The organism is Atopobiaceae bacterium, assembly GCA_022483015.1.
Classification (GTDB): Bacteria; Actinomycetota; Coriobacteriia; order Coriobacteriales; family Atopobiaceae; genus JALCUE01.
This window is the reverse complement of record JAKVOB010000001.1, coordinates 1,182,090-1,193,964: the sequence shown is the minus strand read 5'-3', so window position 1 is coordinate 1,193,964 and position 11,875 is coordinate 1,182,090. Positions and strand designations below refer to the sequence as shown.

At 68.7% G+C, this 11,875-nt stretch carries 7 protein-coding genes; 4 read left to right on the top strand and 3 right to left on the bottom strand.

The features are described from left to right. Positions 1-51 precede the first annotated feature (51 nt). A complete protein-coding gene (locus LKE50_05080) occupies positions 52-1,215 on the top strand; it encodes a phosphoglycerate dehydrogenase (GenBank protein ID MCH3967982.1) in 1,164 nt (387 codons plus the stop codon). A gap of 14 nt (positions 1,216-1,229) precedes the next feature. After that, on the top strand, positions 1,230-2,486 hold the full coding sequence (locus tag LKE50_05075) for a DUF1015 family protein (protein MCH3967981.1): 1,257 nt from the start codon (positions 1,230-1,232) through the stop codon (positions 2,484-2,486). 30 nt (positions 2,487-2,516) lie between these two features. On the opposite strand, the gene LKE50_05070 is transcribed toward LKE50_05075, so the two are convergent. Then, a complete protein-coding gene (locus LKE50_05070; protein MCH3967980.1) occupies positions 2,517-5,096 on the bottom strand; it encodes an acyltransferase in 2,580 nt (859 codons plus the stop codon). Between the two features lie 145 nt (positions 5,097-5,241). Here LKE50_05070 and LKE50_05065 point away from each other — a divergent pair, with 145 nt between their 5' ends. Together LKE50_05065 and LKE50_05060 are read left to right on the top strand one after the other, a co-directional pair. Next, the gene (locus tag LKE50_05065) at positions 5,242-5,577 is read left to right on the top strand and encodes a metal-sensing transcriptional repressor (GenBank protein ID MCH3967979.1); all 336 of its coding nucleotides are present in this window, start codon (positions 5,242-5,244) and stop codon (positions 5,575-5,577) included. Continuing rightward, positions 5,574-8,183: a heavy metal translocating P-type ATPase gene (locus tag LKE50_05060; GenBank protein ID MCH3967978.1), complete on the top strand. Its 2,610-nt coding sequence runs from the start codon at positions 5,574-5,576 to the stop codon at positions 8,181-8,183. Before LKE50_05065 ends, LKE50_05060 begins: the two co-directional genes overlap by 4 nt. A gap of 40 nt (positions 8,184-8,223) precedes the next feature. On the opposite strand, the gene LKE50_05055 is transcribed toward LKE50_05060, so the two are convergent. Further along, complete coding sequence (locus tag LKE50_05055) at positions 8,224-9,597, bottom strand: threonine/serine exporter family protein (protein ID MCH3967977.1); 1,374 nt, start codon at positions 9,595-9,597, stop codon at positions 8,224-8,226. A 77-nt stretch (positions 9,598-9,674) separates the two neighbouring features. After that, positions 9,675-11,873, bottom strand: a complete 2,199-nt coding sequence (locus LKE50_05050) for a cation-translocating P-type ATPase (protein MCH3967976.1) — start codon at positions 11,871-11,873, stop codon at positions 9,675-9,677. Positions 11,874-11,875: the final 2 nt, after the last annotated feature.

The window sequence follows — 11,875 nt, the reverse complement described above, 5'->3', positions numbered from 1 at the left end:
ATCCCATGCGTAACCCTCCCCCTCACCTCACATCCAAGGAGCATGCCATCCATGCGCAAGATCAAGATCATCGACGACATCACCAAGAACGGCCTCGACACCCTCGGGGCAGGCTATGAGATCGTGGACGACGCCGACGCTGCAGACGCCATCCTCATGCGCTCGACCGACCTGCACGGCTACGAGCTGCCCAGCGGCATCCGTGCCATCGCACGCTGCGGCGCGGGCGTGAACAACATCCCCGTCGAGGAGTATGCCAAGACGGGCGTCGTCGTCTTCAACACCCCGGGAGCCAACGCCAACGCCGTCAAGGAGCTCGTGATCGGGCTCATCATGATGTGCTCGCGCGACGTGCTCGGGGGCATGCGCTGGTGCCGCAGCCATGCAGACGACGAGGACATCCGCGCCGGCGTCGAGGCGCACAAGAAGGCCTTCGTGGGACGCGAGGTGAAGGGCCGTCGCATCGGCATCATCGGCCTCGGCAACGTCGGCTCCAAGGTGGCAAGCGCCGCCGTCGAGCTCGGCATGGAGGTCTACGGCTATGACCCGTTCCTCTCGGTCGAACATGCCTGGCAGCTCTCACGTGACGTCCATCGCGTGAACGACCTCGACGACCTGTGCCGCGACTGCGACTACCTCACCATCCACGTGCCCGCCAAGGAGGACACGCTCCACATGATCGGGGCCCAGCAGCTCGCCCTCGTGAACGACGACGCGGTGCTGCTCAACTACGCCCGTGAGGACGTCATCGACGAGGACGCCGTGGCAGACGCGCTCAAGAGCGGCAAGCTCTCGCGCTTCGCGACCGACTTCGCCACGCCCAAGACCATGCAGATGCCCAACACCATGGTGACGCCGCACGCCGGTGCCGGCACGGGCGAGGCCGAGGAGAACTGCGCGTGCATGGCGATCGAGGAGCTCAAGGACTACCTCGAGAACGGCAACATCACCAACGCCGTCAACTACCCCGCCTGCGACATGGGAGCCTGCCGTGGCGCCAGCCGTGTGGCGTGCCTCCATGCCAACGTCCCGGGCATGCTCGGCAAGATCACCGACGTCGTGGGCCGTGCCAGCGCCAACGTGCAGCGCATGACCAACGAGAACGCCGGCACCAACGCCTACACGATGTTCGACACCGACGAGCACCTCGAGCCCGAGATCATCGAGCAGCTGAAGGCCATCCCCAGCATGTGGCGCGTCCGCGTGATCAAGTAGCTAAGGAGCATCCCATGAAGGTCGAACCGTTCAGCTGCCTGCGCCCCGCACCCGACAAGGCCGCCACCGTGGCGGCTCCCCCCTATGACGTGTTCGACCGCGCCGAGGCCGCCACCTACGTGGCGGCGCACCCCGGCAGCTTCCTGGCCATCGACCGGCCCGAGACGCAGTTCGGCGCCGACCACGACCCCTATGCCGACGACGTCTACGCCAAGGCGGCCTCGCTCATGGACGCGGCTCTGGCCGACGGGACCTACGTTCCCGACCCCGCGCGATGCTACTACCTCTACCGCCTCGAGATGGCAGGGCATGCTCAGACGGGCATCGTGGCATGCTGTGCCGTGGACGACTACCTGGATGGCACCATCAAGCGCCACGAGAACACCGTCGAGGCCAAGGAGACCGACCGCATCCGTCACATCGAGGCCCTCTCGGCCCAGACGGGACCGATCTTCCTGGCGTATCGCGATGACATGGCCCTCGACCTCATCGTGTCGGCCGCGAGCGCCGCAGAGCCCCTCTACGACTTCACCGATGACGAGGGCGTGCGCAACACCGTCTGGCGCATAGCCCGTCCCGAGGCCGTCGAGGCCATCCAGCTCACCTTCGCAGCCCTCCCCTGCTCCTACATCGCCGACGGTCACCATCGCGCCGCGAGCGCCGTGAAGGCGAGCCTTGCCAGGCGCGAGGCCGCCGAGCAGGCAGGCAACCCCGACCTTGGCCATGACCGGCCCTACGACACGTTCCTCTCGGTCCTGTTCCCGGCAAGCCAGCTCGAGGTCCTCGCCTACAACCGTGTGGTCGCCGACCGTGCCGGCCGCACGCCTGCCGAGCTCATCGAGGCCGTGCAGGACACGGGCTTCGAGGTCACGCCCTCGACGGACGCGGTCGAGCCCGCGGACCGCGGCCACTTCGGCCTCCTTACTGACGGCTCGTGGTACGAGCTCTCGCTCGGCGAGGCACTGGCCGCCAAGGTCGAGGATGCGGACCCGGTTGGTCGTCTCGACACGAGCGTGCTGCAGGAAGGCGTGCTCTCCCCCATCCTGGGCATCACGGACCCCCGGCGCGACCCCCGCATCGACTTCGTGGGCGGCATCCGCGGCACCGACGAGCTCGAGCGTCGCGCAGGCACGGACGGCGTGGCCTTCTCGATGCACGCGACCTCGATCGACGAGCTCATGGCCGTGGCAGACGCGGGCCTGCTCATGCCGCCCAAGTCGACCTGGTTCGAGCCCAAGCTCAGGAGCGGCCTGTTCGTGCATCGGCTCTAGGGCAGGGTCGTCCTTCTCGACCGGCATGGCTCAGCCCTTGACGAGGTCGCCTGACACCGCCTGCGCGATCATGGAGAGGTAGGCCGCCTGGCCGTCGGGCGTGAGATGCGTGTGGTCGTCATAGAGGTAGTCAGCCTCGTGCCCCGCACAGGCCGACGCCCAGTCGACGAAGTGCACGTTGTCGTAGGCGTCGGCCGCCGCCGAGAGGTTCGCGTTGGCCGTGTCCTGGAACCCATAGGGCTCGACGATCCCCACCAGGTAGACCTGCTTGTCGGAGCCGACGGCCGCGATGAGGTCCTCGAGCGTGTCGGCACGCGGCGTCGTGTTCGAGAATCCGGCGAACACGACCACGTCCCCCACCACGCCCTGGTCGACGTACTGCTGGTAGACGTCCTTGAGCTGCTCGGGCCGCCGCCCCACCACGCAGTCGGTGAGCCCGTCGGGGAACTCCTGGTAGAACGCATCACCAAGGTCACCCGGGACGGAATCGCCAATGAGGAGCGGCGAGTCGTGGCCAGCCACGCGGTCTGCGTCCGAGGCCCTGAGGACCGTGGACCCATCGGCTGCCGCCGTCGCCGCGGCCTCGGTGGTGGGGGTCGTGAGCGAGCCGCCAGCGTCGATCACGTCGCCTGCGATAGCCTTGAGCAGCATGTTCATATAGACGGGCTGGCCCGTCTCGTTGGGATGGGTCTTGTCGGCCCAGAGGTACTCGTCATGGCCCGTGGCCACGGAGTTCCAGTCCACGAGGTGCACGTTGTCGTGGGTGGCGGCGGCATCGGCAAGGATCTGGTTGATCGTGTCCTGCTCCTCGTCAGGCATGAAGGTGTTCACGAGGTAGACCTCACGGTCCGTGCCGCAGGCGTCGATCATCTGCTGCAGCTCGTCGTCGGTCACGATGTTGTTCGAGAAGCACGAGAGCACGACCACGTGCCCGACGACGCCCTGCGAGAGGTAGTCCTCGAGCACGGCGAGCGCCTGGTCGGGCCGGCGTCCCACGTAGGAGTCGAGGAGCCCGTCGGGGAATGCCTGTTCGAAGGCATCCTGCGCGTCGCCCATGATGGAGTCGGCCACCACGAGCGGGTCGGACTGGCCGCGTATGGTCTCGTCGCTCGAGGCGTGGAGCGTCCCGAGGAGGGTGGTCGAGAGATCGGCCGACTCCACCTCCGAGAGCGCCTGCTGGCTCACCGCTGACGAAGCCGTGGACGTGGTCGCCGTCACGCTGGCTCGCGCGGCGGCACGCTGTTCCGCGTTCATGGCGCTTGCCGCATCGACCCCGGTGCTCTTGATGGCATCGGCAGGTACGAGCGTCTCGTCAGGGACGACGGCACAGCCCACCAGCGCGATGCCGAGCACGATGACGCATGCCGAGAGGACCGCCTTGTGCGACAGGATGGCCGCACGACGGGTCGGGCGGTCGGCCGTGCGCAGGGACCTCAGGAAGGCAGCCGGCCTCCCCTCGGCGAAGGGACGCTCCACGAGGCGCCAGGAGAGCTCGGCCGCCCCGACCGAGAGGGCCACGGCGAGGGCCTTGAGCCACCAGGGCGCCTCGGTGGTACCAGCACCCAGCAGCTGGATGATGGGATAATGCCAGAGGTAGATCCCGAACGAGCGCGACCCGAGCCAGGCGAGCGGCCGTGCGGAGAGGACACGTGCCATCGCCGAGCCCGGCACCTGGAGCGCGGCCAGGAGCACGACGGTGAGCGCCGCCACCAGCAGCATCCCCCCGCGATAGAGCGCATCCGAGGTGCTCGGCACGAGCACCATCATGGCCACCAGGGCCGTGGCCGCAGCCGCCCCGCATGCGCCGACCACCCGCTGCGAGGGGACCCTCACCCGAGGACGGCCGCCCACGGGCCAGGCGAAGGCGAGCCATGCCCCCAGCAGGAAGGCGAAGGCCCTCGTGTCCGTGCCATAGTAGACGCGACTCGAGTCGGCCGCGGGGTCATAGAGCACCGCCATCAGCAGCGCGCTCGCCACCGCGCCCGCGAGGCACGCGCGACGCGCCCAGACGTGGGCCCCACCGTGCCTGAGCACGAGCAGCATCACGAGCGGCCAGACCAGGCAGAGCTGCTCGGAGACCCCCAGGAACCACAGGTGCGTGAGCGGCGAGGGGCCCCCGATCTGCTGGAAGTACGAGACGCCGCGAACGATGTAGCTCCAGTTCGAGGCGAATGCCAACGATGGGATGATGTCGGGCCGCATCTTGGTGAGCAGCACATGGTCGAGCAGGACGCAGAGGGCGCACACGACGACGACCATGACCGCCATCGCCGGCCAGACGCGCCTGAGCCGACGAAGCCAGAAGCGCGCCGGCGCGACCGCACCCGTACGGGCATGCTCCCTCATGAGCGAGCAGCTCACGAGGTATCCCGTGAGGACGAAGAAGATGACGACGCCCATGTGCCCGCTGGGCAGCCAGGTGGTCCCCAGGTGATAGAGGACTATCGAGACGATGGCGACCGCACGGAGCCCCTCGATGGAGGGGTTGCGATGGGAGCGCCGGGGAGAGGCAACGACATCTGAGGCAGGGCGCGAGGCATGCGGAGGGGTGCGCGGGACGGGTGTCCGTCCAGCCGACTGGCCTACTCCCCCAGCGCCTGCAGCAGCCACGGGACCCCTTCCAGCTGATGGAGCCAGAACATAACCTGAACAGACTCTAGCACGGCGTCCTTCTCGAATGGCCCGCAACCTGTATGACATATACCCCATGGGGGTATATGATTGGTCCCACACGAGCATCAGAGAGGGGACCACCATGCCCACCGGCCAGACGGCATCCACGCACAGGGCCACGACGGGTGCCTGCACCTGCCAGCACAAGGCGACGCCGCGCACCGATGACCTCAAGCACGACCTCGCCTGTCGTCTCCACCGCATCTCGGGACAGGTCGCGGGCATCGAGGCCATGATCGAAGACGACCGCTACTGCGCGGACGTGCTCACCCAGCTCGCCGCCGTCGAGAAGGCCGTGAGGTCCGTCTCGGCGACCGTGCTCCAGGACCACCTCGAGACCTGCGTGGTCGAGCAGGTCCAGGCAGGGAACGTCGACGTGGTCGACGAGGTCATGGACCTCATCAGGAGGTTCTCATGAGCAGCGGCACCGACCCGTCCCCGGCCACCCTCGGCTTCGATGTCACAGGAATGACCTGCGCCTCCTGCTCGGCCCATGTCCAGAAGGCGGCCGCAGGCGTCGCAGGCGTCGGTGACGCGACCGTGAACCTGCTCAAGAACTCGATGGAGGTCACGCTGGGGCAGGGCGCGGACCCGGCAGACGTCTCGTCCGCCGTCGAGCGCGCCGTGCATGCGGCAGGCTACGAGGCATCACCCCACCGTGATGCCGAGGTCCCCGCCCAGGGAAGGTCGGCATCGGTCGAGTCGCCCGCAGCGAGGGCCGAGGCTGCCATGCGTCGGCGTCTCATCGCCTCGGTCGCCTTCTGCGTTCCCCTCTTCTACCTCGCCATGGGACCCATGTGGGGCTGGCCCGTCCCGGCACCGCTCGCCGGGCATGCAGGTCTCCTCCCCCGCGCCCTCACCGAGCTCCTGCTCCTGGCACCCATCGTGGTCGAGAACCGCTCGTACTTCTCCGGAGGCTTCAGGGCACTCGTGCATCGTGCCCCCACCATGGACTCGCTCATAGCCCTGGGCGCCACGGCCTCGATCGCCTATGGCATCGCCGCGCTCTACCGCATGGCCGCGGCAGCGACCGCGGGGGACGCCTCCGCACTCGACGCTGCCTCCCAGGACCTCTACCTCGACTCGGCCGGCATGATCCTCACCCTCATCACCCTCGGCAAGTACTTCGAGGCACATGCCAAGGGTCACACGACCGACGCCCTCGCCGGGCTCATGGCCCTCTCACCCAGGACGGCGCGCGTGCGCCATGGGAACGCGGAGCAGGTCGTGCCGGTCGAGCAGGTGCAGGTCGGAGACATGGTGGTCGTGCGCACGGGCGAGCACGTGCCCGTGGACGGACGCGTGAGCGAGGGGGCAGCCACGCTCGACGAGAGTGCCATCACGGGAGAGCCGATCCCTGTCGACAAGGGCGTCGGCGACGAGCTCACCGGTGGCACCATCGTCTCGAGCGGCTGGGCCTGCCTCACGGCCACCCGCGTAGGCGAGGCCACGACCTTGGCCGGGATCATCCGGCTCGTGGACGAGGCCACCTCCACCAAGGCCCCGATCGAGCGCGTGGCAGACCGCGTGAGCGGCATCTTCGTGCCTGTCGTCATCGGCGTGTCGCTCGCGACGCTCGTGGCCTGGCTCGCCGCCGACGCCGGCATCTCCGTCGCCCTCACGCATGCCATTTCGGTGCTCGTCATCTCGTGCCCCTGTGCCCTGGGACTTGCCACGCCCTGTGCCGTCATGGTCGGCACGGGACGTGGGGCCCGCCTGGGCATCCTCGTGAAGTCGGCAGAGGCCCTCGAGACGAGCGCCAAGGTCGACACCGTGCTTCTCGACAAGACGGGTACCTTGACCGAGGGCAGGCCCCGCCTCGTGGACGTGACCTGTGCCCCGGACGTCACCCGCGACGAGGTCCTCGCCTGCGCCGTCTCGCTGGAGGCCAGGAGCGAGCACCCCCTGGCACGTGCCGTCTGCGAGGGAGCGGTAGGCATGGTGCCATCAGGTGACGTGACGGGGTTCTCGCAGGTCGCAGGAGGCGGCGTCATCGGCAGCGTGGACGGTGCCCGCTGCCTCGTCGGCAACAGGCGTCTCATGGTCCAGCACGGCGTGGGCGTGGACGCCCTCGAGGCGTCAGCCGAGAGCAGGGCTGCCTCCGGGGCGACCACGCTCTACGTGGCGGCCGGCGGCAAGGCACTGGGGCTCCTCTCGATCTCTGACGTCATCAAGCCGTCGAGCGCCGCCGCCGTGGCAGAGCTTGCCCGCATGGGCGTCACGACCACGATGCTCACCGGCGATGCCGAGGTCACGGCCGCAGCCGTCGCCCGCACCACCGGCATAGCGTCATTCGAGGCAGGGGTGCTTCCCGCCGACAAGGAGGCCCAGGTGCGCTCGCGTCAGGCAGCGGGGGCCGTGGTCGCCATGGTGGGTGACGGCGTCAACGACGCCCCGGCGCTGGCCCGCGCCGACGTGGGCATCGCGATAGGCGCCGGCACCGACATCGCGATCTCGTCGGCCGACGTCGTGCTCGTGCACTCCGACCTCGCCGATGCCGTGGCCTCGTTGCAGCTGGGTCGCGCGACCATGCGCACCATCCGGCAGAACCTGTTCTGGGCGCTGGCCTACAACACCATCTGCATCCCCGTGGCCGCAGGGGCCCTCTCATGGGCAGGCCTCACGCTCTCGCCCATGCTCGCCGCTGCCGCCATGAGTCTGAGCTCGATCTTCGTCGTCACCAACGCCTTGCGCCTGCGCACCTGGAAGCCGACGATGAGCCATGGCGAGACCACCGGCACCGCCCCGTGTGAGAGGACCCCCGATACGGGTATCAACCAGACCGTGCCACACGACGAGAGGGGAACAAAGATGAAGCGGACGTTCGAGGTACAGGGAATGATGTGCGACCACTGCAAGGCTCATGTCACCGAGGCCCTCGAGGGGCTCGAAGGCGTGTCGTCCGTCTCGGTCGACCTCGAGGGCGGCACGGCCACCATCGAATGCGACCCCGGCCTCGACGTGGCCGCCATCCGCGCTGCCGTGGCCGATGCCGGCTACGAGTGCGTCATCGACGAGGGATAGGCGCGTCCATCGGCCATCCATCCCCGTCGCTCCCCTTGGCCTAGCTGCAGTGACGCCAACGGGTGTCGGTGAGGGCACGGGCGAGCCCCAGGCCCAGCGGCAGGAACGCCACGATGATCACGGCACGGGCGAGCCAGGCCGTCATGTTGGCAGCGTCGAAGATGCCCATGTAGTAGATGGCCTTGTACATGTAGAGGCCAGGTACCATGATCACAATCGACGGCACCGTGAGCGAGATCCTGGGGAAGCCCACCCTGCGACAGACCGCGCTCGCCAGGAGCCCTGCCGTGAGCGCACCTGCGAAGGCAGCGGCCTCGGGAGGCGTCCCCGCCAGGCTCACGAGCTCGAGACGCAGGGTGTTCGCCACCATGCCGATGAGGCCTGCCGTGGCAGCCATGCGCGGGGGGCTGTTGAACATCACCGAGAAGCCGTAGACCCCCACGAACGAGGCCACCAGACGCAGGAGGCAGTAGGCGAGCGGCGTCAGCCCCATCTTCTCGAAGTCGCCAGGGGTGAGTGCCACGAACGAGGCCACGAGCCATGCCACGAGCGTCGCCACGAAGATGACGGCGACCGCATAGACGAGCCGCTCGATACCACTCCTGAGGTCGAGCTTCATGAGGTCGAGCCCGCTCGTGATGAGCGGGAAGCCGGGAATCACGAAGAGCATGGCGCCGATGTAGCCGACCTCGTGGCTGGCGGCGTCCGCCACGCCCACGAGCGGGAGCAGGTTGAGCACCGCGAGATAGGCCAGGCACGCACAGGCGACCGAGCCGCCTATGGCGCAGAACTGGTTGATGTGGCGGTCGAGCATGAGGCGGCGCAGCCAGTTGCCGATGCCGGCGCCCACGAAGGCGCAGAGCATCTCTATGGGGCCACCGCCCAGCAGGAACACGAAGGCGCCGCAGGCGAACGCCGAGGCGAGCCCCGCCGCCCAGGGGGCGTACCTGCCCGGGACCCGCTCGATGCGGTCGAGCTTGTCGTGCCACTCATGCACGGTGAGGTCGGCACCTGACGCCTCGAGGTCGGCCACGGCCCGTTCGAGCAGCCAGATCCTCTCGGTGTTGACACCGCTGCTGGGAAGCGAGAGCACCACGTTGGTGAGCTCGTCGCCATCCCTGACGGAGGCCGAGATGCTCGTGAGGCCCACGTCGGCCACGCAGGTCACACCCAGAACGTCACTCATCCGGTTCATCGCCTCGCGCACGCGCCAGGCACCGGTCCCGGCCGCCAGGAGCATCAGCCCCACGCGGCCCACGAGGTCGGCCTTGTCGGCAAGGGGTGCCGAGCTGGCCGGCTCGTCCCCGGCCGTGGCGGCCTCATGCCATGCGATGCGCCGATGGTGGGCGGCCATGTTCGCCGTCGCGCGCGTGATGTCCGCCTGTCCCGTGCCGTTCCCTGCCGTCGTGACCACTCCCCATCTCGATGTGTCCAAGGAGACAGGATAGCAGCCGAGAGGGACCGACCTACCGACAGCGGGTGTGACCGACCCTACCAGCGCGTGTCGGCGCCCGTCATGAGGCGCATGCCGTTCACGATCACGATGAGGGCCACACCCGTGTCCGCGAAGACCGCCGCACCCATGCCGACCACGCCCATGATGGCGAGCACCATGATGACGGCCTTCACGCCGATGGCGAAGACCACGTTCTCGCGCACCACGTTCATGGTGCGGCGCGCCAGCTCGAAGAAGGACGGAAGCTCGGCGAGGTCGCCCGAGAGCAGCGCCACGTCGGCCACCTCGAGGGCGGTGTCCGAGCTCGCCGCACCCATCGTGATGCCGAGGTCCGCCGCGGCGAGGGCCGGGGCATCGTTCACGCCGTCGCCCACATGTGCCACGACCGACCCTTCCGCCTGCAGCGCACGGATGCGCTCAACCTTGCCGTCAGGCAGCAGCTCGGCCGAGACATGCGTCACGCCGGCGACCTCGCCCATGGCCACGGCGGCCCGTGCGTTGTCGCCGGTGAGCATCTCGAGGGAGGGGATATGGTCGTGGTCGCGCAGCCGCGCGATGGCGGCGGGCGTGCTGGGCCGCAGCGTGTCAGCCACGCCGATGACGCCCAGCACACGGCTCCCGCAAGACACCGCGAGGGCCGAGGCCCCCTTGGAGGTCACCTCGTCGACCGCAGCGACAAGGGAGGCGGGGACCTGGCCCCCGGCCTGACGAACCTCATCGGCCACGAAGGCGGGCTTGCCCACCACGGCGGCCTCCCCTTCCACCATGCCCCGCATGCCGCAGGCGGCGACCTCACATATCGAGGCGACCGAGGCGGCTACGCCGTTCGACGGGGAGGCCGCGACGACCGCTCGCGCCAGCGGGTGGGTGGAGCCTGCCTCGAGTGCGGCCGCGGTCGCGAGCACCTCGTCCCTCTCAGCAGCGTCGAGGCAGATGACGTCGCTCACGGCCGGCGACCCCGTGGTCAGCGTGCCGGTCTTGTCGAAGGTGATGGCCCCCACCTTGCAGGCGATGTCGAAGTAGGCCCCGCCCTTCACGAGCACGCCCATGCGTGCCGCGCGCGTGATGGCCGAGACGAACGAGACCGGCGTGGAGATCACCAGGGCGCAGGGGCAGGCGATGACGAGCATCGTGAGCGCGCGATAGACCCAGTCGCGCCAGGCGACGGTGTCGAAGCCCGTGACAAGGCCGATGGTCAGGGGCACCACGAGGGCGATCACGGCAGCGGCGGCCACCACCGCAGGCGTGTACACGGCGGCGAAGCGGTCCACGAAGGCCTCGTAGGGGGCCTTCTCGGCCTGGGCACCCTGCACCATCGTGACGATCCTCGAGAGGGTGGACTCGTCGGCCTCGGCCGTGGCCTCGACCTCGACGACCCCCGACGTGTTGAGCGTGCCCGCGAAGACTTCGGCACCGACGCCCTTGTCGGCAGGGACCGACTCCCCCGTGATGGCGGCCTCGTCGAAGCTCGAGGCACCATCCACGATGCGGCCGTCGAGCGGTACGCGCTCGCCGGCGAGGATGCGGATGCGCGAGCCCTCCCTGACGTCATCGGCATCGACGTCAGCCACCGTACCGTCCTCGCCGATGAGGTGCGCCATGTCCGGCGCCAATGCCATGAGCTCGGAGATCGACCCACGCGTCTTGCGCATGGACCACCCCTCGAGCCACTCCCCCACCTGGTCGAGGAAGATGACGATGGCCGCCTCCTCATAGCTCCCGAGGGCGAGCGCACCCACCACGGCCACGAACATGAGGACGTTCATGTCGCAGGAACGCCGCCTGAGCGAGGCCACGGCAAGTGGCGCGATATAGATGAGGCCCGCCACGGCCGCGACCAGATAGAGAGGCGTCGAGACGCCGGCGAGTCCCGTGACATGCCCGCACACGAGGCCGGCGGCCACGAAGGCACCCGAGCAGCCGACGAGCAGCTCCTCACGATGCTCGACCGCCCAGGGGCGCTCGGCCTCGAGCGTGTGCTTCTCGGCATCATCGAGCACGAGGTCCTCACCACAGGAACGGACCGTCGAGAGCACATGGCGCTTGCAGTGCGCAAGCTCGGCAGCAGGCCTCTTGGTGACCTCGAGGGTGGCCGTGGCGTAGTTGAGCTCGGCCGCCTCGACACACTCGAGGTTACGCACCGCATTCTGGCAGGTGAGGGCACATGCCGGGCAGTCGAGGCCGGTGACCTCGTAGGTGAAGGTGACAGGGGCCGAAGCGGGGTGGGGTGCCATGG

Coding starts and splice junctions, on each gene's coding strand:
- LKE50_05080 (MCH3967982.1), top strand. CDS start 52: ATGCGCAAGATCAAGATCATCGACGACATCACCAAGAACGGCCTCGAC.
- LKE50_05060 (MCH3967978.1), top strand. CDS start 5,574: ATGAGCAGCGGCACCGACCCGTCCCCGGCCACCCTCGGCTTCGATGTC.
- LKE50_05050 (MCH3967976.1), bottom strand. CDS start 11,873: ATGGCACCCCACCCCGCTTCGGCCCCTGTCACCTTCACCTACGAGGTC.
- LKE50_05075 (MCH3967981.1), top strand. CDS start 1,230: ATGAAGGTCGAACCGTTCAGCTGCCTGCGCCCCGCACCCGACAAGGCC.
- LKE50_05065 (MCH3967979.1), top strand. CDS start 5,242: ATGCCCACCGGCCAGACGGCATCCACGCACAGGGCCACGACGGGTGCC.